Source organism: Microcystis sp. M_QC_C_20170808_M3Col (assembly GCF_007095505.1).
Classification (GTDB): Bacteria; Cyanobacteriota; Cyanobacteriia; order Cyanobacteriales; family Microcystaceae; genus Microcystis.
The window spans coordinates 1-22,984 of sequence record NZ_SFBY01000236.1 but is presented as its reverse complement, the minus strand read 5'-3'; the positions used below and the strand labels follow the sequence as shown (position 1 = coordinate 22,984).

At 41.3% G+C, this 22,984-nt stretch carries 23 protein-coding genes; 7 read left to right on the top strand and 16 right to left on the bottom strand.

The genetic code is table 11. The features are described 5' to 3' along the window. The first annotated feature begins 9 nt into the window (after positions 1-9). On the top strand, positions 10-846 hold the full coding sequence (locus EWV84_RS10665; RefSeq protein ID WP_287077984.1) for an energy-coupling factor transporter transmembrane component T family protein: 837 nt from the start codon (positions 10-12) through the stop codon (positions 844-846). Between the two features lie 3 nt (positions 847-849). On the opposite strand, the gene coaE is transcribed toward EWV84_RS10665, so the two are convergent. Together coaE and purC are read right to left on the bottom strand one after the other, a co-directional pair. Then, a complete protein-coding gene (gene coaE / locus EWV84_RS10660) occupies positions 850-1,431 on the bottom strand; it encodes a dephospho-CoA kinase (protein ID WP_287077983.1) in 582 nt (193 codons plus the stop codon). A 12-nt stretch (positions 1,432-1,443) separates the two neighbouring features. Continuing rightward, positions 1,444-2,169 (bottom strand): phosphoribosylaminoimidazolesuccinocarboxamide synthase, encoded by a 726-nt coding sequence (gene purC / locus EWV84_RS10655; RefSeq protein WP_287077982.1) that lies wholly within the window; start codon positions 2,167-2,169, stop codon positions 1,444-1,446. 337 nt (positions 2,170-2,506) lie between these two features. On the opposite strand from purC, the gene EWV84_RS10650 reads away from it, so the two are divergent. Then, the gene (locus EWV84_RS10650; protein ID WP_286824323.1) at positions 2,507-2,803 is read left to right on the top strand and encodes a DUF7219 family protein; all 297 of its coding nucleotides are present in this window, start codon (positions 2,507-2,509) and stop codon (positions 2,801-2,803) included. An 86-nt stretch (positions 2,804-2,889) separates the two neighbouring features. On the opposite strand, the gene thrS is transcribed toward EWV84_RS10650, so the two are convergent. Then, a complete protein-coding gene (gene thrS, locus EWV84_RS10645; protein ID WP_287077981.1) occupies positions 2,890-4,689 on the bottom strand; it encodes a threonine--tRNA ligase in 1,800 nt (599 codons plus the stop codon). 134 nt (positions 4,690-4,823) lie between these two features. Here thrS and EWV84_RS10640 point away from each other — a divergent pair, with 134 nt between their 5' ends. Next, positions 4,824-5,744, top strand: a complete 921-nt coding sequence (locus EWV84_RS10640; protein WP_286824321.1) for a metal ABC transporter solute-binding protein, Zn/Mn family — start codon at positions 4,824-4,826, stop codon at positions 5,742-5,744. Between the two features lie 58 nt (positions 5,745-5,802). Here the strand turns inward: EWV84_RS10640 and EWV84_RS10635 are convergent, their stop codons facing one another. Together EWV84_RS10635 and EWV84_RS10630 are read right to left on the bottom strand one after the other, a co-directional pair. Next, a complete protein-coding gene (locus tag EWV84_RS10635) occupies positions 5,803-6,894 on the bottom strand; it encodes a CobW family GTP-binding protein (RefSeq protein WP_287077980.1) in 1,092 nt (363 codons plus the stop codon). Between the two features lie 102 nt (positions 6,895-6,996). After that, complete coding sequence (locus EWV84_RS10630) at positions 6,997-7,434, bottom strand: DUF4079 domain-containing protein (protein WP_287077979.1); 438 nt, start codon at positions 7,432-7,434, stop codon at positions 6,997-6,999. A gap of 4 nt (positions 7,435-7,438) precedes the next feature. Between EWV84_RS10630 and EWV84_RS10625 the strand changes: the two genes are divergently transcribed. Further along, positions 7,439-10,075, top strand: a complete 2,637-nt coding sequence (locus EWV84_RS10625) for a M1 family metallopeptidase (RefSeq protein ID WP_287077978.1) — start codon at positions 7,439-7,441, stop codon at positions 10,073-10,075. A gap of 47 nt (positions 10,076-10,122) precedes the next feature. Here EWV84_RS10625 and EWV84_RS10620 read toward each other — a convergent pair whose 3' ends face one another. From EWV84_RS10620 to EWV84_RS10590, 7 genes are all read right to left on the bottom strand, one after another. Further along, positions 10,123-10,734, bottom strand: a complete 612-nt coding sequence (locus EWV84_RS10620; RefSeq protein WP_287077977.1) for a DUF4276 family protein — start codon at positions 10,732-10,734, stop codon at positions 10,123-10,125. 24 nt (positions 10,735-10,758) lie between these two features. After that, complete coding sequence (locus tag EWV84_RS10615) at positions 10,759-11,946, bottom strand: AAA family ATPase (protein WP_287077976.1); 1,188 nt, start codon at positions 11,944-11,946, stop codon at positions 10,759-10,761. A gap of 501 nt (positions 11,947-12,447) precedes the next feature. Continuing rightward, positions 12,448-13,488 (bottom strand): sulfate/molybdate ABC transporter ATP-binding protein, encoded by a 1,041-nt coding sequence (locus tag EWV84_RS10610; protein ID WP_287077974.1) that lies wholly within the window; start codon positions 13,486-13,488, stop codon positions 12,448-12,450. Between the two features lie 116 nt (positions 13,489-13,604). Further along, entirely contained in the window at positions 13,605-14,447 is an 843-nt protein-coding gene (cysW, locus tag EWV84_RS10605; protein WP_287077973.1) for a sulfate ABC transporter permease subunit CysW, read from the bottom strand. A 34-nt stretch (positions 14,448-14,481) separates the two neighbouring features. After that, positions 14,482-15,324: a sulfate ABC transporter permease subunit CysT gene (gene cysT, locus EWV84_RS10600; RefSeq protein WP_286826307.1), complete on the bottom strand. Its 843-nt coding sequence runs from the start codon at positions 15,322-15,324 to the stop codon at positions 14,482-14,484. 19 nt (positions 15,325-15,343) lie between these two features. Then, entirely contained in the window at positions 15,344-15,685 is a 342-nt protein-coding gene (locus tag EWV84_RS10595) for an NIL domain-containing protein (protein WP_002768372.1), read from the bottom strand. A gap of 11 nt (positions 15,686-15,696) precedes the next feature. Further along, complete coding sequence (locus EWV84_RS10590) at positions 15,697-16,740, bottom strand: sulfate ABC transporter substrate-binding protein (RefSeq protein WP_287077972.1); 1,044 nt, start codon at positions 16,738-16,740, stop codon at positions 15,697-15,699. Positions 16,741-16,910: 170 nt separating this feature from the next. On the opposite strand from EWV84_RS10590, the gene EWV84_RS10585 reads away from it, so the two are divergent. Next, a complete protein-coding gene (locus EWV84_RS10585; protein WP_287077971.1) occupies positions 16,911-17,690 on the top strand; it encodes a Crp/Fnr family transcriptional regulator in 780 nt (259 codons plus the stop codon). A 16-nt stretch (positions 17,691-17,706) separates the two neighbouring features. Here the strand turns inward: EWV84_RS10585 and rnc are convergent, their stop codons facing one another. Beyond that, positions 17,707-18,387 (bottom strand): ribonuclease III, encoded by a 681-nt coding sequence (gene rnc, locus EWV84_RS10580; RefSeq protein WP_287077970.1) that lies wholly within the window; start codon positions 18,385-18,387, stop codon positions 17,707-17,709. A 58-nt stretch (positions 18,388-18,445) separates the two neighbouring features. Between rnc and EWV84_RS10575 the strand changes: the two genes are divergently transcribed. Next, positions 18,446-18,967 carry a hypothetical protein gene (locus tag EWV84_RS10575; protein WP_287077969.1) on the top strand — a complete coding sequence of 174 codons (522 nt, stop codon included), beginning with the start codon at positions 18,446-18,448 and terminating at the stop codon, positions 18,965-18,967. Between the two features lie 50 nt (positions 18,968-19,017). Here EWV84_RS10575 and EWV84_RS10570 read toward each other — a convergent pair whose 3' ends face one another. Continuing rightward, positions 19,018-19,257, bottom strand: coding sequence for a FeoC-like transcriptional regulator (locus EWV84_RS10570; protein WP_287077968.1), 240 nt, complete (start codon positions 19,255-19,257; stop codon positions 19,018-19,020). On the opposite strand from EWV84_RS10570, the gene EWV84_RS10565 reads away from it, so the two are divergent. Next, the gene (locus EWV84_RS10565; RefSeq protein WP_287077967.1) at positions 19,209-19,373 is read left to right on the top strand and encodes a hypothetical protein; all 165 of its coding nucleotides are present in this window, start codon (positions 19,209-19,211) and stop codon (positions 19,371-19,373) included. The two genes, EWV84_RS10570 and EWV84_RS10565, sit on opposite strands and share 49 nt — an antisense overlap. Before the next feature lie 59 nt (positions 19,374-19,432). On the opposite strand, the gene feoB is transcribed toward EWV84_RS10565, so the two are convergent. After that, positions 19,433-21,781: a Fe(2+) transporter permease subunit FeoB gene (feoB, locus tag EWV84_RS10560; protein WP_287077966.1), complete on the bottom strand. Its 2,349-nt coding sequence runs from the start codon at positions 21,779-21,781 to the stop codon at positions 19,433-19,435. A 41-nt stretch (positions 21,782-21,822) separates the two neighbouring features. Continuing rightward, the gene (locus EWV84_RS10555) at positions 21,823-22,458 is read right to left on the bottom strand and encodes a FeoA family protein (protein ID WP_287077965.1); all 636 of its coding nucleotides are present in this window, start codon (positions 22,456-22,458) and stop codon (positions 21,823-21,825) included. Positions 22,459-22,984: the final 526 nt, after the last annotated feature.

The window sequence follows — 22,984 nt, the reverse complement described above, 5'->3', positions numbered from 1 at the left end:
TTCTTGATTATGCAATCATTTAACTGGCAAACCGTCGATCGAGATTCTCCTTTTACTCGCCTAGATTTTCGGACAAAATTAACCATGATGATCGTGGTTACTCTCATCGCTTTTACTTGGGAAAGTCCGCTCGCTGGTGGTTTACTAACTCTTATTGTCGCTTTAGCTTGTCTCTGGGCCGGAGTAAAATGGTCCTATATCCTCAACATTTTAAAATTCATGGCTCCTTTTTATCTATTCTTATTAATTACCATGGGATTTTTTAATGTGGAACAGGTAAAAGCTTTAACGGGAAAAACTGAATTAACTCCCCTATTAACTGTCGGTTCTGCCAAAATGACTGTGGAGGGAACCCTCTACGGTTTAAATGTAATCTTTAAAACTCTCACCATGGTTTTAATTATTCCCCTCGCTATTTTTACCACCGATATAAATCAGATGATGGTGAGTTTAACTAAAGCCAGAATTCCTTACAAAATAGTCTTTATTTTTTCCTCTACCCTGCGCTTATTTCCTCTCCTAGTCGAAGAATCTCGATCGATTATTTCTGCTCAAAGATTACGAGGATTAGCAATAGAAAAAATGGGTTGGCTGCAAAAAGGAAAAATTTACGCTTCTATCGCTGTACCTTTAATTTTAAACGCTATGGCTAAATCGCAAAAATTAGAGGTAGTTCTACAAGCTAAAGCTTTCTCTGGTGATCCTGATCGCACATTTTTACAGGAATCAATCTTAACCAATAAAGACTATTTATTAATTATTGGCTTTCTATTTTTATTGGTTTTGGCAATTATTCTCTATGTAAAATTCGGGGTGGGAAAATTTGCCTACTTGTTTGAAGATTAATCCCTATTGTATAGCTCGATCGATCTGGGTATATAAAGCTTCTAAATCCCCGGAATTGTCCAAAACAATATCAGCTAAGGCAATTTTTTCAGCTAAAGGCATTTGATTATTAATCCGAGCGATCGCTTGTTCTTTGCTTAAGTTATTTCTAGTCGTTAAGCGTTGAATTTGTTGCTCGAAACTGCAAGAAACTACCCAAATCTCCGTGACTAAATGGGTTAATTTGGCTTCCAATAATAAAGGGATAGAAAAAACAACTACAGGATTATCCAACAGGGCTAAATTCTGGTTAAAACAGTCCCTAACGTAGGGATGAATCTGACTTTCTAACCAGATTTTTTCCTCGGGATTATTAAAAATAATCTCTCCTAACTGTTGGCGATTAAGGGAATTATCCTCAGTTTTAACTTTTCTGCCATAACGCTGAAAAATTCTCTCTAAAATTGCCGAACCTTTTTCCACTGCTTCCCGGGCATAAATATCCGCATCAAGGACGGGAATTTTGTAGATATTTTCTAAATAATTAGAAACCGTGGATTTACCAGAAGCTATTCCCCCTGTCAACCCGATAATTCTTCTCGACATAGCACCCTAAATTTATAAACTCTCTATCTGTTGTAAAACTCTTGTTTGTACTTGTTGATAGGCAGTTTCCACATCTCCTAAATCGCGACGAAAACGATCCTTATCGAGAATGCGCGCTTGGGCATCCTCTTGGGTTTTATCCCAGAGACGACAGGTATCGGGGCTAATTTCATCACCTAGATAAATTTTGCCCGTTTTATCAACTCCAAATTCTAACTTGAAATCGACGAGAATAATCTGGCACTTATCGAAAAATTCTTGCAGATATTGATTAATTCGCAGGGCTAAATCTCGTAACTGATTGACTTGATCCTCCCTGGCAATATCGATCACTTTTATGCGATCGGGTGTTAACAGAGGATCCCCCAAAGCATCATCCTTGAGGTAAAATTCTACAAGAGGAAAAGGTAAAACTTTCCCCTCCTCTAATCCCGTTTGCTTGCACAAACTCCCGGCGGCGATATTTCTGACTACTACTTCCAAGGGAATGATTTTAATCGCCTTGACGCGCATTTCCCTAGAACTAGGGCGATCGATATAATGGGTAGGTATTCCTAGGGATTCTAACCATTGAAATAGGGCAGTGGAGATAGTACAGTTAATTTCCCCTTTACCGACAATTTGCCCGCGTTTTTGGGCATTAAAAGCGGTGGCATCATCTTTGTAATAAGTGAGGAGAATATCGGGATCATCGGTTTGATAGAGAATTTTGGCCTTACCTTCATAGAGTTTTTCCATAGTTATCATCCTCGGCAATTGATAAACGAAAATCGATGGTTAATCAGATAGCGACAGCAGCAAATTTTGGCGATCAACCTAGACAAAAAATATATATCATTGGGTAGATGATCGTTGAAAAAAATAATGTATAATTGCTGCTTAAAGATAACTGTCAACATTTTGCGACCGAATCTTAACATATAACCAAAAAGTGTCACGATTTAAGTGGTCAATTTTTGGCGAATCAGCCAAGTTTCTACTTAAATCCTCAATGATAGCCAACAACTGATATTATCTCCCATTACCATTACCGAAAAATCTAAAGAAATTCCGCAAAATTACCCGCCTTCGCCCTATGAGTCAGAATCCTCCTAACGATGATAACCCGAATCTCCCCGATCGCCGCAAGGAGAATTTTCTTTATCCTCGCGCCCCCTACTATGGAGAATTTAAGCCAGAAAACTTGCTATTTAACGCTAATTTACAGGAATTTGCCCAAAAGATCAGTTTTATTTGTAATCTGGAAACGGGGGGCAAAATCAGTTCTCTAGAAGCCTACGAAAAAATTAAAGCCCTCTGGAAAGACTTAAAACAGAGCAAAAAAGGCCTAGGCATTGGGGAAAATCCCTTTCAAAAAGATGATGATGCCTAAAGGATAATCAGGAAAAATCTCCTCGCTTTATCAAAAATGCTGGGACAGAAATATTTTCTGCCCCATACAATTAGATAAGCAAACGCTTAAAAATTACCGTGATTTTGGATGGCATTTTCTAATTTTGCCACCACTTCCTCGACGCTAATTACTCCTAAATCGCCCGTGGCACGGGTGCGAATACTTAAACTATTAGTTTCCATTTCTTTGGCCCCCACCACTGCCATCACGGGGATTTTTTCGGTTTCAGCATTGCGAATCATTTTACCCAAACGTTCGCCACTGGTATCGGTTTCGGCGCGAATTCCTAACAACTGCATTTTCGCTGTCACCTCTTTAGCGTAATCCAATTGACTATCACTAACCGGTAATAATCGTATCTGGACAGGGGCTAACCAAAGAGGAAAATCTCCCGCGTATTCTTCGATTAAAATACCGATTAAACGTTCCAAAGAACCAAAAGGGGCGCGATGAATCATCACCGGACGTTTACGATTACCATCTTCGGCAACGTATTCTAGTTCAAAACGTTCGGGTAAATTATAATCTACCTGTACTGTTCCTAACTGCCATTCTCTTTCGAGGGCATCTTGGAAAATAAAGTCTAATTTTGGACCATAAAAAGCCGCTTCTCCGGGGGCTTCAAAATAATCCATCCCCAAAGTTTGCACCGCTTTTCTAATCGCTGATTCTGCCTTTTCCCAAGCTTCATCGGAACCGATATACTTATCCGATTCGGGGTCACGAAAACTCAATCGCGCCTTAAAATTCTTTAATTGTAAACTCTTAAACACCGTCAAAATTAAATCAACAACGCTTAAAAATTCCTTGTCTAATTGTTCGGGAGTGACAAACAAATGGGAATCATCCACGGTAAAACCGCGAACTCTAGTCAATCCTCCCAATTCTCCCGATTGTTCGTAACGATAAACTGTACCGAATTCTGCCAAACGCATCGGCAATTCCCGATAGGATCTCAAATCACTTTTATAGATTTGAATATGAAAAGGACAGTTCATCGGTTTGAGCACAAATCCTATTTCCTTACTAGCAGATTCCTCATCGTCTGCCATCATGGGAAACATATCTTCTTTGTACTTTTGCCAGTGACCGGAAATTTTAAACAAATCGACGCGAGCAATATGGGGAGTAACTACGGGTAAATAACCGCGTTTTAACTGTTCTTTTTTGAGAAAATCTTCTAACAAAGAACGAATTAAAGTTCCTTTGGGGGTCCATAAAGGCAACCCCGGCCCGACAGAATCAGAGAAAATAAATAAACCTAATTCTTTGCCTAATTTCCGATGGTCGCGTTTGAGGGCTTCTTGTTTGCGGCGCTTGTATTCGGCTAATTGTTGGGGATTTTCCCATGCTGTGCCGTAAATGCGCTGTAATTGGGCTTTATTCTCATCCCCACGCCAATAAGCACCCGCTACCGTCTCTAATTCGATCGCTTTTGGGTCTAGTTCGCTTGTATTATCTAGGTGCGGACCGGCGCACAAATCCCACCAAGCGTCACCAAGATGATAGAGGGTGATGGGTTCTTGAATTCCCGCCAGAATTTCCAGCTTATAGGCTTCATTAATCGCTTTAATGCGCTTTTCCGCCTCTTCCCGAGAAACTTCCTCGCGCATCACCGGCAGTTTTTTATTGATAATTTTGACCATCTCTTTTTTGATGTCCTTGAGATCCTTATCGGTAAAAGGTTCCGGCACATCAAAATCGTAGTAAAATCCAGTTTCAGTCCAAGGCCCGATAGTAACTTGGGCTTTCGGGAATAATTTCTGCACCGCCATGGCCATAACATGGGAGGTGGTGTGACGAATTCGCTTGAGGTGGTCGGATTCGCTGGTTTTCGGTAGTTTAATCGGGGCTTGGTTATCCATATCTCTTGAATTTACACCTTCTCTATTCTCTATTTTAATAGTAAAAGGAGTCTTTAGTCAGGAAAAAAATCAAGATAGATATCAATGCCATTTCCCCTCATCTCTAACCTCTAAACCCTCATCTCTATTTCCTGATGAAAAAACTAATTTTATCCTGTTTATTTTTGGGATTGGTTGCTTGTAATGCCGCGGTTAATACCACCGATAACCAAAAACCAAAGGTAATCTCCACTAGCACAATTATCGCCGATTTAACCGCACGAGTGGGCGGTGAAGAAATTGACCATCAAGACATTTTAAAACCGGGGGATGATCCTCACGTTTATGAACCGGTTCCCGCCGATAGTGTGGCTTTAGAAAAAGCCGATTTAATTCTCTATAACGGTTATAACCTCGAACCGGGGTTAATTAAAATGATCAATTCTACGGGAATTCAAGCGAAAAAAGTGGCCGTGGGAGAAGCAATTAAGCCTTTACAACTGGAAAAAGAGGGGCAGAAAGTACCCGATCCCCACGTTTGGGGTTCGGCCAAAAACGGTATAATCATGGTGGAGAAAATCCGAGATCAATTGATTGAATTAAGTCCCGAAGATAAAGAGATTTTTACTGAAAATGCAGAGCAATTAATCAGGGAATTAGAAAATCTTGATCGCTGGATTACTGCGGCTATTGAAACTATCCCCCCTTCCCAAAGGCAATTAGTCACCACTCATGACGCTTTTCAGTATTATGCTCATGCCTACGGGTTAAAAGTAGCGGGAACTTTAATTGGCATTAGTACCGAAGAACAACCTAGCGCCCAAACGGTGAAAAATTTAGCCGATGCTATTAAAAATCTCCAGGTTCCTGCTATCTTTGCCGAGACGACTATTAATCCCACTTTAATTACCACTGTAGCCGAAGAAGCGGGGGTAAAATTAGCACCACAACAATTATATTCTGATTCGATCGGTGCGGTGGGTACTGGGGGGGATAGTTATGTAAAAATGCTCAGGGAAAATACTCTCTCGATCGTGGAATCTTTAGGGGGAAAAGTACCCCAAGAAGGTCAATAAATAATTGGTTAAATTGGGTGCGTTACCCTAGGCTAACACACCCGCAAAAGATGGTTATCTATTTCCCAAATCCTTTACCGCGATTGACAGCAGGTAAAATGAGACAATTGTTAATCTGTTCTTTTATGGTTTCATGATCGAGATTTTGACCGATAAGAACTAGCTGATTTTTGGCAGTACCTTTCCATTCGTCATCTTCGAGAGTAAAACGTTTACCACTGAGGTGGAAAATATGACGTTTAGGACTTTCATCAAACCAGAGAATACCCTTAGCGCGGAAAACGCTTTCTGGTAACTGATTATCGAGGAAATATTGGAACTTCCGAATCGAAAAAGGTTGGTCACTAGCAAAGGAAATAGAAGTAAATCCATCCACCTCTAAATGATTGGAATGGTCGTGATGATCGTGATCATGATCGTGGTCGTGATCATGGTCGCAGTGGTCGTGATCGTGGTCGTGGTGATCATGGTCGTGGTGTTCTTCTTCTGTGTCGAAATATTTATCCGATTCAAATAGTCCGACGCTGAGAATTAAGGGTAAAGGAACCTGACTTTTGCTAGTACGAAGAATTCTCGCTCCTTGCTTCATGTCCCGGATTCTTATTTCTAAAGAATCCACATCTGCTTCATCCACTAGATCGGTTTTATTGAGAACAATAATATCACCATAGGTGATTTGACTTAAGGCCGCTTGCGAGTTGAATAAATCGAGACTAAAATTGGCACAATCCACCATAGTGACAATGGAATCTAAACGGGTCATTTCCCGTAATTCTGTACCTAAAAAGGTTAAAGCTACCGGTAAAGGATCGGCTAATCCCGTGGTTTCTACGACTAAATAATCGATTTTTTCGGGACGTTCGAGAACTTTATAAACTGCTTGAATCAAATCCTCGTTAATCGTGCAGCAAATACAGCCATTATTTAATTCTACCATGCTGTCATCACTGCTGATAATCAGTTCGTTATCGATACCGATTTCACCGAATTCATTGACAAGAACAGCAGTTTTTAATCCCTGTTGATTACTGAGAATATGATTGAGGAGAGTAGTCTTACCACTACCAAGAAACCCAGTAATAATTGTTACTGGAAGACCTTGTTTTGGCACTGACATCGTGTTAATAGCTTGTGATTCGACGGTTTGCATAATGATTTGGGGGTGAGTATTCTGTCACTAAAAAGCGATTTTTCGGGATGAGATAGCTAGTTTTTCTCGATCAAACAGTCTCCACTCGATCGCCGACTATTTTTATTGTAGATATTTTTGGACCACATCCCATCCTGTTAGGGTAACAAAAAGAAAACCCAGAAACAATAAAAGATTAGTGCCGATGTGGAGAGACCGCGCTAGAGGTGGACGAGTTGTAATGTTCAGGCCGCTAATTGCCGAAACAAAAACCAGAAAAACCACCGATAAACCCGCTATCAGGTGGGAAGAGTGGCCTAAACTGCCATAATGACCGATTGTTCCCACTAATCCGATTCCCAGCAGAATTAAGACCAAAGCAACCATGATCAGGCCGCTGACCAGATGAAAGGATCTTAACCATTTCGGTCGAGATTGGCCCGCGAGTCGTCGATAACCCATGTTTACCCCCGAAACCGCTAATAAAAAATAGGCAAAGAGAGCAAATCCCATCGACCAAGCGGCAATTTTCCATAACCAGAGAAAGGAAGGGAGATTCATAGGGGTGGGATTATTATTAGCAAGGAAAGGGACGACCGATCGTGTTAATTTAAGTTTACCGGACAAAAATCAGCAAGTTAGGGCTAATATGTCTCATCTCACCATCGACACGGAAAATAATCAGCGTCAACCCTTTGAGTTACCGGGGGCTAAACCCCATTATAACCCCGATCGACCCGGACAAGTTAATCATATTTTTCTCGATTTAATTATTGATATTTCTCAGCAAAGTTTTCAGGGCAGCTGTCAGATTACCCTCACCCCCATTCGTCAGGGAATTAGCAGTTTAACTCTGGATGCGGTGGAGCTAAATATTAATTCTGTGTTCATTGAAGATATCAGTCAACCCTTTGACTATGATCGTTCTCTCCTGACTATTCATCTGCTACAACCCACTACCGATAAACCGATTATCCTCACGATTAACTATCAGGTTAAGCAACCACAACGGGGATTATATTTTATCGGACCCGACGAATATTATCCCGATAAACCGATGCAAGTTTGGACCCAGGGAGAAGATGAAGATTCTCGCTTTTGGTTTCCCTGTTTTGATTATCCCGGACAGTTAGCCACTTCCGAAATTCGGGTGAAAATTCCCCAACCCTATATCGCTATTTCTAACGGGGAATTAATCTCGGTGGAAAACGTTGGTGAAGACAGAATTTATCACTGGTCACAAAAGCAAATTCATCCTACCTATTTAATGACTCTTGCGGTGGGAGATTTTGCTGAATTACGCGACTCATGGAATGGTGTTCCTGTCACTTATTATGTGGAAAAAGGACGGGAAGAAGAGGGACAAAGAAGTATGGGTAAAACTCCCCGCATGATCGAGTTTTTTAGCCAAACGTTTGGTTATCCTTATCCCTATCCTAAATACGCACAAGTTTGCGTAGATGATTTTATTTTTGGTGGGATGGAAAATACTTCCACCACAATTTTAACCGATCGCTGTTTGATCGATCAAAGAGCAAGTATTGATCATACTTGGACAGAAAGCTTAGTTGCCCATGAATTAGCTCATCAATGGTTCGGTGATTTAGTGGTGATTAAACACTGGTCTCACGCTTGGATTAAAGAGGGAATGGCTTCCTATTCTGAGGTTTTATGGACAGAATCGGAATACGGAAAAGCTGCTGCTAGTTATTATTTATTAGGGGAAGCAAGAAGTTATTTAGAAGAAGATACTTCCCGCTATCGTCGTCCGATTGTTACTCATGTTTATCGAGAAGCGATCGAACTTTATGATCGTCATCTCTACGAAAAAGGTGCTTGTGTTTATCAGATGATTCGCTCTATTTTAGGGGAAGATTTATTCGGAAAAGCGATTCAGACTTTTGTGCGGGATAATGCTCATAAAACCGTGGAAACTGTGGACTTATTACGGGCGATCGAAAAAGCGACCGGGTACAATTTATTATTCCTCTTTGATCAGTACGTTTATCGCGGTGGTCATCCCGATTATAAGGTGGCCTACAGTTGGGACAATCAGAATAATTTAGCCCAATTAACTGTCACCCAAACCCAGGATGAAAAAGAACTATTCGACTTGAAAATTCCCGTCGCTTTTGCCTATCTCAACTCTGACGATCTTACCTACAATCTGCGGATTCACCAAAAAGAACAAAGTTTCTATTTTCCCCTAGCACAAAAGCCCGATTTTGTCAAGTTTGATCGGGGTAATAATTTCCTCAAAACCGTCACTCTTGAGTATCCTATCGGCGAATTAAAAGCGCAATTACAACAGGATCCCGATCCAATTTCCCGTATCTATGCAGCCATTGCCATTGCTAAAAAAGGCGGTTTAGAAGCGATCGAAGCTTTAGGGACATCCCTAGAAAATGAGCCTTTTTGGGGTGTGCGTGTGGAGGTGGCCAAACAGTTAGCAACTCTTGGTTTAGATCAAGCGGTTACTGCTTTAATTAAAGGTTTAAACGATGAAAAAGCACAAGTACGTCGGGCAATTGTCGAGGGATTAAGTGAAATTAAAACCTTAGATAGTTATAACGCGCTTAAATCCCTACTAGAAGCCGGAGATGCTAGTTATTATGTGGAAGCGGCCACGGCGCGAGGATTAGGCTCTATGGCCGTGGGACAATTGCAAGATCAAGAAGGGGAAATTATTGACCTACTCAATCATATTTTACAGTCAAGAAAGGGGTGGAATGAGGTAGTAAGAGCGGGCGCAATTGGCGGTTTAAGCCAGTTAAAAACCTCGCCGGCGGCTTTGGAGTCAATTTTGACCTACACGGCTTTAGGCACGCCTCAACCCCTGAGATTAGGAGCTATCCGCGCCCTGGGAGCGATTTCTTCGGGACAAACCACGGATAAATTAACCGTAATTTTGGAACGTTTAGAAACCATTGCCAAGGAAACTTTTTTCTTGACGCAGGTGGCAGTGTGTAACGCTTTAGGACAGATAGAAAATGCCAAAGCTATCGTTATTTTACAAGCTTTGAGCGATCGAACTCCCGATGGTCGCGTCCGTCGTGTAGCGGAGGAAGCAGTACAAAAAGTCCAGAAAAAATTAGGTTCCGAGAAAGCAATTCAGGAAATTCGCGAGGAATTAGAAAAAATGAAACAGGAAAATCAGGAACTTAAAAGTCGTTTGACCAAATTAGAGGCGAAAAATAGTTAGTTAAGCTGAGTTATCAGTTATCAGTTAAATAATTAGAGCGATTTTTTCTAGGGGAGCATCGCCAATAAACCTTGATAAAAAATCTGAAAACTAGGAGAACAATTATGAGCAGGAGTCATAAATTGAGAAATTTCTCTGGCTGCTTTCACTTTTTCTAAACCTCCTCGATGATACCCAGCTTTTTGAAGTATCTTTTCTAAGTTTTCCCAAGTTCCGCCTGTAATTTCATCGGGGTTTCTGTATTTTGCTTGCTGTCCCACATTAGTAGAAACTTTGGGATAGGCTGAGACTATAGCCTGAATATCACCAAAAAACCAAGCTTCTAGTTCTTCTATAGCAATTCTATTTAACACCTGAAATGTTTTTTTATCTTCGCTAATCGTTTTAGTGATAAGTCCTGTTTGTTGAGCGATATTTTCTAACTTTTCTTTGATTTTTTGACAATCTTCATTGTCTCTATCTACAAGAATAATGATTCGATAATCATCGGGTATCCAGCATTTATAACCTTTTAATCGCTCCGGTAGTTTTTTGATTAAATCGGATTTACCTCGAAAGGCATGAATTTTATAAGTGACATTCTCAAATAATATTTTAGGTAAAATTTGATTTAAACATTCTTGGGTAGAAAATTCTTCAACTAGAAATTCAAGATGCACTTTTTCCCTCCTTTGGTATTAAAGTTAAATGATAGGATTACCCACATCAAAATAGTCCTCCATCCATAATTGACCCAACAAAGCACCATTTTGAATAAATTCCTCAACTCCTTGCATTGCTGAAGTACGTTTAGCTTGAGTAAAACCATTTTCATCTCGATAAAGCACCCAAACCTCCTCTGGTTTCAAACCATCTACAAAAAAGGGAGAATGAGTTGTTACCATTAATTGTGTACTTGCGGTCGCTGCCCGACATTCTTCTGCTAATTCAGGTAATAAACGGGGATGAAGATGATTTTCTGGTTCTTCTATTCCCACTAATTGCGGAGGGCTTGGATCATATAATATAGTTAAATAAGCCAACATTTTTAAAGTGCCATCGGAGGCAAATTTGGCAAGAATTGGACTTTGAAAAGGTGCGTCTTTAATCTGGAGTAAAAGCTGTCCATTCGGCATAATAGATGCCTCTACTTTTTCTAATCTAGGAATTCGACGAGAAAGGGTTTGTAAAATAGATTCTAATCGTTGAGGATGATCTTCTTTTAAATATTGAATAACATTAGGTAAATTGTCACCAGTTGATGATAATCTTTCTTGCGCTCCTGCTTCGGGTTGATTGCGAGTATTATCTGCGGTTAAGTAGGAAAGATACCAACTTGTGATAAAACGACGCAAAGCACTAACCCGGGGATGTTTGGCCAATTGTCCCAGGGTACTAACAGCTAAAAATTCCTCGGAGTCTAATCGTTCAGAAATTCGTTCATCTTCTTCTTGGGGATTTTCTCCACTAATCACTATTCCTTCCCCTTCTTTAAAGTCTAAAAAGCGAAAAGGTTTGCCCTGCGGTCCTCGTCTCCACTGTAACCATTCTTCGGCAACATAAGGGCGATTATTAGCTTCATTAATGGCTAAATGATAGGTAATTAAAGGTGATGCCAATGTTTCTCTATATTTTAATTCGATAATGATGTAACCTTCTTGTCCTCTGGTTCTTAATTCTTTAAATCTTCCCCGTCTGTCCCAAGCTTTTCTTAAACCAACAGTAAAACATTCAGAGAGGAAAGCAAAGACATCAAATATGGTAGATTTTCCGCTCCCATTAGGACCGAGAAAAACGGTTAGAGGAGTAATTTTTTTTAATTCTAAGTCCTGTAAAGCTCGGTAATTTTGCACGCGCAGATTTTCGATTCGAGGTATAGAGTTTTTAGACATTGATTGTTGCTCTCTGCGGCTTTTAGCTCGTCTTTCCTGTGATTAGCTGTTAATTTCGCCAGTTCCCAGAAAAAACTGGTCAATTTTTAGTAATCTGGCTCTTCTGGACTGGTTATAGCAAATTAGTAGTTTAAATAAGCTTAAACCCTTAAATAGTCTGGAATCCAACAAAGCAAAAAGCTTTTTTTGTTAAAATTGCTTTTTTGAATTCTGGTGAGCCTTACTTGGCAAAGCTTGCGTGGATTATTTTTGCTAATATATCATAACTACTCTAGAAGATCCAGTAATCTCTACTTACAATACCAAATCCAATGGGTGATCAGATACACCCATTTCTCTTTCCTGAGTTTCCCCATCATCTGCTTTGTCCAGACCAGAATCGGCCTTGACTTGGCTTTAAGGTTTATTTTATAGATGCCTTTGATGTTAACAGTAGGGAACTATGGCATAATCCGGTTATACTTCATCTTTATGAAAAACTCTTTAATAAACCTAGAGTTTTTAAATTGAGTAATCGATAACTTTCTCACTTTTATTGTCAAAATCAGTGAGTAAGGTCGCTTTTCTCGGTTTTAAATGTACTGTTTGTTCTGGTTGTAACTGTAATTGCTTGTACTCCTCACGATTGAGATAAGCCACCACCATTTCCCCATCGGCTAACATTAATTCTACTTGTATTTCCCAGCCTAAATGAATAACTCTTTTTACCACTGCCCAACTATTCAACCCATCTTGTTCGGCCATAATTTCCAGGTCGTGGGGACGGATAAAAACGGTGGAATTATGACCCTGATGATGCCCATTTCCTAATCCCGCTAGATTAGGTAAGATATTCACTTCCCCAATAAATTGCATCACAAAAGGTGTGGCCGGATGATCGTAAATTTCGGCGGGAGAACCCACCTGTTCAATTTTACCATGATTCATCACGACAATCGTATCGGCTACTTCCATTGCTTCCTCTTGATCGTGGGTAACAAAAACACTGGTAACGTGAACTTCTTCGTGTAAATTTCTCAGCCATACCCTTAATTCTTTTCTAACTTTTGCATCTAAAGCTCCAAAGGGTTCATCTAATAATAATACATTCGGTTGAATGGCTAAAGCGCGGGCTAAAGCTACTCGCTGCCGTTGTCCTCCCGATAATTGGGCGGGATAGCGATCGCCTAATCCTTGTAATTGAATTAATTCTAATAATTCCTCAACTCTTTTCTTAATTAATGGCGATTTTTGCCGGCGAATTTCTAGACCAAAAGCAATATTTTGACGAACAGTTAAATGTTTAAATAGGGCATAATGTTGAAAAACAAAGCCGATATTTCTCCGTCTAGGATCCACATGGGTGGTATCTTGTCCGTTAATGATAATCGCGCCACTGTCGGGACTTTCTAATCCGGCAATTGAACGTAATAAGGTGGATTTTCCCGATCCCGATGGTCCGAGGAGGGCAACTAATTTGCCTTCAGGAATGGTTAAACTTATATTATCTAAAGCTTGAAAATTGCCGAAACGTTTAGAAACTTGGTGGATAGTAATACTCATATTTTTAGGTTAATTGTAGTTAAGTAAGTAGGTGGGTGGAATTAAATATAAGATGAACGTAGGTTGGGTTGAAGCATGAAACCCAACGCCCGCTCATATTTTTAGGTTTTTTGTAGTTAAGTAGTGTGAATTTTGTGGGCGGTTTTACGTTCGAGAATTTCTTTGATAATTAAAGTAACTCCCGCTAGTAAGGCTAGAATAGCCGCTGCACTAAAAGCGGCAGGAGTTAGATAATTTTTATAGGCCTGTTCTACGAAAATTGGCAGGGTGGCAGTTCTCCCTAAAATACTGCCAGAAACCACAGAAACCGCCCCAAATTCTCCCATCGCCCGGGCATTAGTTAACAGCACTCCGTACATCAATCCCCAACGAATATTGGGTAAAGTTATGCGCCAGAAAATCTGCCAATCACTTGCCCCTAAAGTGCGCCCCGCTTCCTCTTGTTCTAAGCCAATTTCTTCTAAGACTGGGATAACTTCTCTAGCGACAAAAGGCATAGTAACAAATATAGTTGCTAATACCATTCCGGGTAAAGCAAAAAGTATTTTTATATCGAAAAATTCTAGGAAAGAACCTAACCAACCATTGCGCCCATAGAGCAGTACAATCATTAAACCGGCTACCACGGGAGAAACGGCAAAAGGTAAGTCAATTAAACTAATTAATAAAGTTTTGCCACGAAATTGATTGCGAGCAATTACCCAGGCTGCACAAAGTCCAAAAATTGTGTTTAAAGGTACAGTAATTAGGGCAATAATTACTGTTAATCTCACAGCCTCGATAAAGTCAGAAGTTCCCGCCGCTTCTAAAAAAGCTTGGAATCCATTGCGAAAAGCATAGTAAAATACTGCCGCCGCCGGAATAAATAATAATAGTGCCAGATAAACAAGGGCGATGATAATTAGTAGGGGTTTGTAATCCCACTCTTTCGGTTTAGTTAATACTTTTGGATTCTGCATTTTTACTCTGTCTCTCATTAAATGATAATAATTGTTACTTAACTCTGTATTTTTGCCCCCATTGCTGCAGGAAATTAATTACTACTAACATGAACAAAGAAACCAGTAATAAAACCATGCCGATTACTGTTGCCCCCGTGTAATCATATTCCTCTAGTCTTTGGAAGATTAAAACTGGGGCAATTAAATCCTTAAAGGGAATATTAGAGGAGATAATAACTACGGAACCATATTCACCGATCGCTCTGGCAAAACCGAGGGCAACTCCTGTTAAAATAGCGGGTAGTATTGTGGGAAAAATAACTCGCCAAAAGATTTGCCAAGAGGAAGCACCGAGGGATAAAGCCGCTTCTTCTACCTCTTTTTCCATTTCCTGTAAAACCGGCTGTAAGGTGCGGACAATGAAGGGTAAAGCGATAAATAACATCGCCACAAAAACCCCTAAAATGGTAAAGGATATCTTAATGCCAAAGGGGGCAAAAAATTGACCGAGCCAACCGTTATCACTGTAAACTGTGGCTAGGACTAAACCGGCAACAGAAGTGGGTAAAGCAAAGGGCAAATCCACACAAGCATCGACAATTTTTTTACCCGGGAATCGATAACGCACCAATACCCAAGCGATAATAGTGCCAAAAACTCCGTCAATTAATCCGGCGATTAAGGAAGTCAAAAAAGTGACTTGGTAAGCGGATAAAGAAATCGGTAAAGTGGCAATGCGCCAAAATTCGGCAAAACCAAGAGTTAGGGATTTAGCAAATAGTGCCGCTGCCGGTAAAACCAACAAAACCACTAGATAACTAATGGTAATTACCCAAGGAATAGAAACTTTTTTGTGGGGTTGGCTCGGAGATAAAGATAATTGTGGGTTAGCCATTGTTAATTATTGCTAGAGATTACCAATTGTCCGCTTCTTCAAGAACTTGTGCTGAATCATACCAAACTTCTACATCTAAATCTGCCAGATAGGAAAGGGCATTTTCTATCCCTTGGGAGTTGCCTTGTAGTTGTAGATCGAACCAGCCATCTTGATTATTATTTGCAGCTAACAAAGCGGAAAATATATTCACTTTTAGACCAGGAAAAGACCCTAAACGTGCTATAATTGGCTCGTTAATATATTGTTTAGGAATCCGAATTTTTATTCTTCGGGACGTGGGGCGATCGAGTCCTGATTGATCGAGATGTAAGTCACTTTGGGGATGATTAATAGTTTGCCATTGAGGTTGATTATCCATGGTTTTTCTCCTTAGGATTTACCAGCTTTAGTCAGAATTTTATCGAACAAGGCTCCTTCATCAAAGAATTGCTTTTGTACCTTATCCCAACCGCCTAAATCCTGCACGGTAAAGAGATTTTTTATCTGAGGAAATTTACTCTCAAACTCTTTAAATACCGTCGGTTCAACGGGACGAAACCCCACCTGAGCAAATTCTCTTTGGGCTGCGGGAGTAAATAAAAACTGCACAAAAGCCTCGGCCACTTTTCTCGTACCTTTTTTATCCACATTGGCATCAACAACCGCCACGGGATTATCAATAGAAATATTGTAATCGGTGGGAACAGTGTAGGACAACTTCTCGCCTTTTTGGTTAGCGAGAATCATCTCATTTTCGTAATTAATCAGCACATTTCCCTGGCCTTGTTTAAAAAATACATCACTAGATTCGCGAGCATCTCTAGGTAAAACTGGCGCATTTTTAAACACTTTTTCGACAAAAGTTTGCGCCGCTTGTTCACTGCCTCCCGCTTGCGTCACCGAACCCCAAAGAGCGAGAAAATTCCAGCGCGCTCCGCCAGAAGTTTTGGGATTAGCGGTAATAACTTTAATATTATCCTTGGCTAAATCTGACCATTTATTAATTTTAATATTGGCATCACGAGGAACAAAAGCCACCACAGACTTATGAACAATAGAGTCATTCGGAGCTTCTTTTTCCCAACCGGGTTGAATTAATCCCGCTTGCTCAATTTTCTTGGTATCCAAAGCTAAAGCCAACGCTACCACATCCGCTTCTAAACCATCGATAACGGCGCGAGTTTGGGAACCGGAGCCACCATAACTCTGTTCAAAAGTTACCTTTTGCCCCGTTTTTTGTTGCCATTCCTCGACAAATTTGGGAATGATTTTTTCGTAGGCACTTTGGGTGACAGCATAGGAAACAAGTGTCACAGTCACGGGTTTTTGGCTGTCATTGCCGCTATTGGTGGGGGATGGGGTGCAAGATACCAGCGTTCCCCCCGTCAGGAAAGTTGCCACGAGTAGGGATAAACAAGACTGGGATGACTGCATCGGGGGCGCTCCTAAGATTTACTCTGAGGTTGTATCTGTTTTCAGGTCTGGTTTAATCCTACAGCACAGGAAACAAAATTTCAATACATTTATAAAACAAATTGGGAATAAGGTGATAACAAGGGAAACTGTGAGAAGATGGAATCAGTGCTACATCTAGGTTTGAGACTATGGGCAAGAGCGTCAAGGCCAAAAAAACACCCCTCCTACAACAACTGATTAACCAGAGTTTTCTCTTTCGCGGACTAGAGGAAACTTGGTTAAGTCAGTATCTCGATGCAGACAATCTCAAGTTAGAGACGCTATTTTCCAATCGTCCCGTCTATACGGCTTTTCTACCCGATGAATTTCTAGATGTTTTGTATGTGATTTTGGATGAGGGTGTAATCGTCGTCCGCAGCACTCCCCTCGACCGGATTATTGCCATTACCTACCCCGGCGGCTGTTTTGGTATGAGGAGTTTACCCTTTAGTTATGGTTTAGCCAGTCGCGCCTTTCCCTGTTTGGTGGAATCCTATAAAACTACCCACGTCCTGAAAATTCCCTTATCGGCACTAGAAAAGATTTACAACGATAACGAAAGTTTTCGTCAACGGTACTGTTTTTTATTTGAATTACAGCAAAAATTCGAGTATCATTTGCTTAATTGCAGTAGCTATCCACCCCAAGCTGTAGCCACTTTACTCAGAGCTTTAATCTATCAAGAAAGAGAATTAGGCAGTCAACCGAGTGCCGAAAATATCTATACTTTTGATTTATCCGTCGATGTGATTGCTCGCGCTTGTCAACTCAATCAACGTACCGTCGAACAGGTATTAAAAGGATTGCAAACCGTGGGATTAATTGCCTCAGAATCAACGGGGGATTTAATTCGGGTACTGGATGCCGAGGGTTTAAAAGAAGTGTACAGTGCCACCAGAGATAAAGTTAATTGGTGGCCTCTAAAGTAAGTAGGGTTGGCCCTATTTACCCTTGCAATTGACAGCGCTTTAAGGCATCTTCGGCAGCCGCTTTGGTGGCATCCTGTTTCCGTTTACCTTTACCTGTACCATAGAGAAGATGATTAACCCGCACTTCGGCAGTAAATTCCCTAGCGTGGGGGGGTCCTGTAACATCAATGATCGCATATTCTGGATTAGAGGCGAAATTGGCCAGCGCCCACTGTTGAAAGAGATTTTTGGCATCGATAAAAGATGGCGATTCCGATTGTTGAGAGACTAAATGAGAGGCTACAGGGATAAAAAGTTGGTGCAGATAGTTTTTAACCGCATTTAACCCTGAATCTAGATAATAAGCCCCAATTATCGCTTCAAAACTGTCCGCTAATAGGGTAGGATTCGATCGCCCCCGATCTTTAATTGCCCCCTTCCCCAAACGCATTAACTCCCCTAGGCCGATTTCAAGGCCCAATTGCGCTAATTGTTCTTCTTTGACCAAATTTGACCGCAAACGGGTTAATTCTGCCTCGTTCATGGCGGGATATTTTTGATACAATAGTTCGCCCACCAAAAAAGCTAAAATCGCATCGCCCAAAAATTCTAGGCGCTCGTTATTTTCCGTCAATTCGGACTGTTCATTGACATAGGAACGATGGGTTAAAGCTTGGGTGAGAAGGAGAGCATTTTGAAAAGGAGGCAAACAAGACATTACAGAAATGATCAAGTCAAGGGCATTTCTGATCTTAATCCGACCCCACCCCGAATAGATGAGACGAACGATCCTTTTTTTACTGTTTTTTCCGGCTAGTTTAGGCATAATCTCCCAAATCTTCTCACCGGAAAACCTATCCGCTGCCATTCTTGCCCTAGGTACCCTGGGGATCTGTCTTGAACAGGCCCGCATGGCCGCAGTAGATCTGGGAGAAATTGCCCAATTTCAGCAAAAAACCAGCGATCCTCGCCTCGATCGCTTTTTTATCGTCACAATTAGTACAATTGTTTTAGAATTATCGGGCTTTTATGTGGCTGCCCTCTGGATAGGATGGGGGGCCCTAATAGTTTTAGTCAGTCAAATTTGGTTTCATTGTTTAGCCAAAATTCAACTGCAGCCAAGCACGGAAAAAATTATTGACCATGGCATAGTGCCACGTTTACCCATATTACTCGCTGACGGAATCGGGATAATCTTCCTGGCTTTCTGGTTAGCCAAAATCGCCCCCCTAATTATGGCCATGACTTTAACGGCAATGTTATTAATCTACGGCTCTATTAAATATCTTTTCAACTGATAATATAGCAGTTATCTTAATGGTGAGATAACTTCTATATTATTAAACTTTTAGTTGCTTGTCCCTGTAGAATTGCCCTCAATCCATTCGTAAAAAGCCATAGATTCCGGGGGACAACGGCTGCATCCTCCGCATTTTTCTAGGGAAATCAGGCGAATTCGCCCTTTTTTAAGCAAGCGATCGAGCATGGGACTTAAGGCATCTGCTGACATCCGAAAGTGTGTGGATAAGTCAGATAGAGATGCTTTCTGATTTTTGGCAAGATAAGCCTGTATATCGGTTAAAATCATCTTTTCAAATAAAGTTGGGGGAATGGGGAATGGGGAAGTGGGGAAGTGGGGAAGTGGGGAAGTGGGGAAGTGGGGAAGTGGGGAAGTGGGGAAGTGGGGAAGTGGGGAAATTTTAACTAAAACCCTAAACCCCCAAAACCCTAAAACCCCAAAACCTGACCACTGATAACTGAAATTAAATTGCCGGACGGTTGATTTTTCGGGGACGGAGATTTTTTAAGGTGAATAAAACCCCGACTACGGTTAAACCCATCAAGACTATCCAAAAGAGAGAAAACCCTGGATGTCGAGAAAAAGTGGCGATTTGATAGAAGCAAGTGGCAACAATATAGGCCATTCCTGTGGTCCAGAGGGCAATAAAAGCAGTCCAACCGGCATTAGTTTCGCGATATACTGCCGATGTGGCCGAAACACAGGGAAAATAGAGCAGAACAAACAAGAGATAGGCAAAAGCACCCGCTTGACCATCAAATCTTTTCGCCATTGCCCCAAAGATTCCTAAATCTACCTCTTGCTTCTCGGCAGCCGTTTTTTGATCTTGCAGATCACCAATATTTAAACCCAAGGGATCAAGTAATTGATTGGGTAATTCCGCTAAATTGGCGGGAATAGTGGCAATAGCTCGGTTAATTTGCCCCCAAAAGTCGAATTTTACCTGTGCTGCCCCCTTATTCGGGTTATCTTCCCCTGCTAGTTGGCTGTAAATCGAGTTTAATGTGCCTACCATTGCTTCTTTGGCAAAAACTCCCGTAAAAATGCCCACTGTTGCCGGCCAATTTTCCGGTTCTAGTCCCATGGGTGAGAAAATAGGAGTTACAGCTTTACTGGTAGCACTTAAAACCGATCGCTCGCTGTCTTGATTACCAAAAGAACCATCAAAACTGACGGAGTTGAGTAGTCCCAAAATCATTACCATTAAAACGATAACTCGTCCAGCTTTCCATAAAAACGCTTGCAGACGTTCCCAAGTACGAATTAAAACCCCTTTCAGACGCGGTAGATGATAGGGAGGCAATTCCATAATAAAGTGACTGACTTCTCCCTTGAGTAGGGTTTTTTTCATCACCAATCCCGTCAAAATAGCGGCGAGAATTCCTAAGATATAAAGACCAAAAACGATGTTTTGACCACCTATGGGGAAAAAAGCCGCCGCAAATAGCGCATAAACAGGTAATCTTGCCCCACAGGACATAAACGGGTTCATCATAATCGTCATTAAACGATCGCGAGAATTTTCTAAGGTCCTGGTGGCCATAATTGCCGGCACACTGCAACCAAATCCCACTAGCATGGGGACAAAGGATTTACCCGGCAATCCCACCAAACGCATCAATCGGTCCATGACGAAGGCTGCCCGGGCCATATAGCCAGAATCCTCTAAAATTGACAAAAAGAGGAACATAAAGCCAATTACGGGGATAAAAGTGGCGACGGTTTGCACACCTCCCCCCGCTCCATCAGCGAGCAGAGCAATTAGCCAACCCGGGGTAGAGATTTTTTGTAAAACTTGGGCAAAACCATCGACAAAGATAGTCTGGGCAGTTAAATCGAAGAAATCGATAAAGGCAGCACTAACATTGATGGTAAACAAGAACATTAGGTACATTACGCCCAAAAATATCGGAATTCCCAACCAGCGATCGAGAACAATCCGATCAATGCGAACGGCAAAGCCGCGCCAAAGGCGAACGGACATGGTATCATTTATCTGTCCAGTCCGTTGAGTGGCTCCCTGGGTAACTTGTTGAATAAAGCCATAACGAGTATCAGCAATTAAAATATCGAGGTCTTCCCCCAAAACTTGGTGTATTTGTCGTCTATGCTTGACGATAATGCTTAATAGTTCCTGTGAACGCAATTCTGGGGCGATGCGATCCTCGTATTGCAGTAGATTTAAAGCCGTCCATCTTGGCTCAACGATCCTTTTACTGCTATGGTCGTTAATGTAGGCAACAATCTCGTTCAGAGCTTCCTCAATTACCGCAGGATAAGCGACATAAGCGGCAGTATGGCTAATATTACTGACTAATTCCCCAATTTTTTGCTTTAATTCCCCGATTCCCTCCCCTTTAACCGCACTAATCGGCACGACAATTGCATCCATGCGATCGCTTAAGAGTTGCGGATTAACCACAATACCCCTAGTTTTGGCCACATCCATCATATTCAGGGCAATCAACATCGGTAAACGCATCTCCATGATTTGGGTAGTAAGGTAGAGATTGCGCTCTAAATTGGCAGCATCGACGATATTAATCACTAAATCCGCTTCTCCTGACAGCAGATAGTCCCTAGCGACTAATTCATCCATTCCTGTCTCCCCTTCTTCCACATCGAGGGAATAGACTCCGGGTAAATCCACCAGGGTGATATCTTCCCCGTTAACTTGAAATCGTCCCTCTTTGCGATCGACTGTTACTCCCGGCCAGTTGCCGGTGCGTTGATTGGCCCCCGTGAGAGCATTAAAAAGGGTAGTTTTGCCACAGTTAGGATTGCCAATTAAGGCGATAATCGGTTTGACCATAATTAGGATATTGAGTGACGAATAGGCTTAGATGATTAAATTTAGCTTTTTGGGTCTATTTCTTCGACGATTAAAGTGTCTGCCTCCTGTTTTCGCAGACTGAGATGAAATCCCCGCACTTGAATCTCGACGGGATCCCCCAAAGGTGCGACACGAATGACGGTAAACTCTGTCCCCGGAGTTAATCCCATTGATAACAATTTTCCTTTGTATCCTCGCAATGCTCGGTCATAACCGACAACTTTACCCGCTTTTCCTATGGGTATCTCCCGCAGAAATGTTCTTACTTCAGGTAGGTCTTTTTTAGACTCCAGTTTTTTCGGTTGACTGTCACTAACGAGGATTTTTTCCGCCATTTCCGCCCCGATAGCGATACGATTGTCTTGAATGCCAATTAAAACTGATCCCCTCGGTTGGGAGCTAATTACCTGTAATTGAATGCCGGGGTTTAATCCCATACCTAGGAGTCGATTGATCCCTCCTGTCCCCTGAAATCCCACTAACCAGACGGTTTTTCCCATGGCAACTTCTGCTAAAGGATAAGTGGCAGCCAACTCATTACCCCTGGGAGTGGCATTATCTAATTCTGCCTCTTTACCACCCCAAGGGGAAAATTGGGCTTTATTTGGCGATTTTTCTGGTTTTTCTGGTTCATTAGGTCTAATTTTATCGTCCATGCTTTTCTTATCTCCAAAGGCAAAGAAGGTCTTTCATTCAAGAGTGACAATAATTCCTTGATAGCTCATCGAGTTTACTTCAGTAGCCAAAGGGTGATAACTGCGCTAATGTCAGCCTCAGTCAACGGTTTTGAAACTGTCTAAGACTTGTGATCGCTAAAATAAATGCTAATTATTCTCAATTACCAGTGTAATCCAAAAGGGGAGACAGGAACGAAAAATATTTCTTTAAAAAAAGTCACAAGTCTCCGGTAATACTAAATCCGGTTATTAAAGAATGATTATTTATTCCCCCTATTGCCTGTCCTCATAAGTAGCCTATGCTCAACGGATTTAGTATAACTGGCGATCGCTGATATTGGAAAATCTTCTTAATAGATATCCTGCAAAATTCTCCCTTGCAAGCGAGATAGTTAGTAAAAGTATAGTCAAATATAGACAGACTGAATTCCATTTCAGAAATTCCCTTCACTTTTACTTCGAGAGATTAATTCTCCTTGGGTGAACTACGCACCTCTCTATCCCA

Excerpts from the sequence above, each read along its gene's own strand:
- EWV84_RS10665 (WP_287077984.1), top strand. The coding sequence starts at position 10 with ATGCAATCATTTAACTGGCAAACCGTCGATCGAGATTCTCCTTTTACT.
- coaE (WP_287077983.1), bottom strand. The coding sequence starts at position 1,431 with ATGTCGAGAAGAATTATCGGGTTGACAGGGGGAATAGCTTCTGGTAAA.
- purC (WP_287077982.1), bottom strand. The coding sequence starts at position 2,169 with ATGGAAAAACTCTATGAAGGTAAGGCCAAAATTCTCTATCAAACCGAT.
- EWV84_RS10650 (WP_286824323.1), top strand. The coding sequence starts at position 2,507 with ATGAGTCAGAATCCTCCTAACGATGATAACCCGAATCTCCCCGATCGC.
- thrS (WP_287077981.1), bottom strand. The coding sequence starts at position 4,689 with ATGGATAACCAAGCCCCGATTAAACTACCGAAAACCAGCGAATCCGAC.
- EWV84_RS10640 (WP_286824321.1), top strand. The coding sequence starts at position 4,824 with ATGAAAAAACTAATTTTATCCTGTTTATTTTTGGGATTGGTTGCTTGT.
- EWV84_RS10635 (WP_287077980.1), bottom strand. The coding sequence starts at position 6,894 with ATGCAAACCGTCGAATCACAAGCTATTAACACGATGTCAGTGCCAAAA.
- EWV84_RS10630 (WP_287077979.1), bottom strand. The coding sequence starts at position 7,434 with ATGAATCTCCCTTCCTTTCTCTGGTTATGGAAAATTGCCGCTTGGTCG.
- EWV84_RS10615 (WP_287077976.1), bottom strand. The coding sequence starts at position 11,946 with ATGTCTAAAAACTCTATACCTCGAATCGAAAATCTGCGCGTGCAAAAT.
- EWV84_RS10610 (WP_287077974.1), bottom strand. The coding sequence starts at position 13,488 with ATGAGTATTACTATCCACCAAGTTTCTAAACGTTTCGGCAATTTTCAA.
- cysW (WP_287077973.1), bottom strand. The coding sequence starts at position 14,447 with ATGCAGAATCCAAAAGTATTAACTAAACCGAAAGAGTGGGATTACAAA.
- cysT (WP_286826307.1), bottom strand. The coding sequence starts at position 15,324 with ATGGCTAACCCACAATTATCTTTATCTCCGAGCCAACCCCACAAAAAA.
- EWV84_RS10595 (WP_002768372.1), bottom strand. The coding sequence starts at position 15,685 with ATGGATAATCAACCTCAATGGCAAACTATTAATCATCCCCAAAGTGAC.
- EWV84_RS10590 (WP_287077972.1), bottom strand. The coding sequence starts at position 16,740 with ATGCAGTCATCCCAGTCTTGTTTATCCCTACTCGTGGCAACTTTCCTG.
- EWV84_RS10585 (WP_287077971.1), top strand. The coding sequence starts at position 16,911 with ATGGGCAAGAGCGTCAAGGCCAAAAAAACACCCCTCCTACAACAACTG.
- rnc (WP_287077970.1), bottom strand. The coding sequence starts at position 18,387 with ATGTCTTGTTTGCCTCCTTTTCAAAATGCTCTCCTTCTCACCCAAGCT.
- EWV84_RS10575 (WP_287077969.1), top strand. The coding sequence starts at position 18,446 with ATGAGACGAACGATCCTTTTTTTACTGTTTTTTCCGGCTAGTTTAGGC.
- EWV84_RS10565 (WP_287077967.1), top strand. The coding sequence starts at position 19,209 with ATGCTTTCTGATTTTTGGCAAGATAAGCCTGTATATCGGTTAAAATCA.
- EWV84_RS10570 (WP_287077968.1), bottom strand. The coding sequence starts at position 19,257 with ATGATTTTAACCGATATACAGGCTTATCTTGCCAAAAATCAGAAAGCA.
- feoB (WP_287077966.1), bottom strand. The coding sequence starts at position 21,781 with ATGGTCAAACCGATTATCGCCTTAATTGGCAATCCTAACTGTGGCAAA.
- EWV84_RS10555 (WP_287077965.1), bottom strand. The coding sequence starts at position 22,458 with ATGGACGATAAAATTAGACCTAATGAACCAGAAAAACCAGAAAAATCG.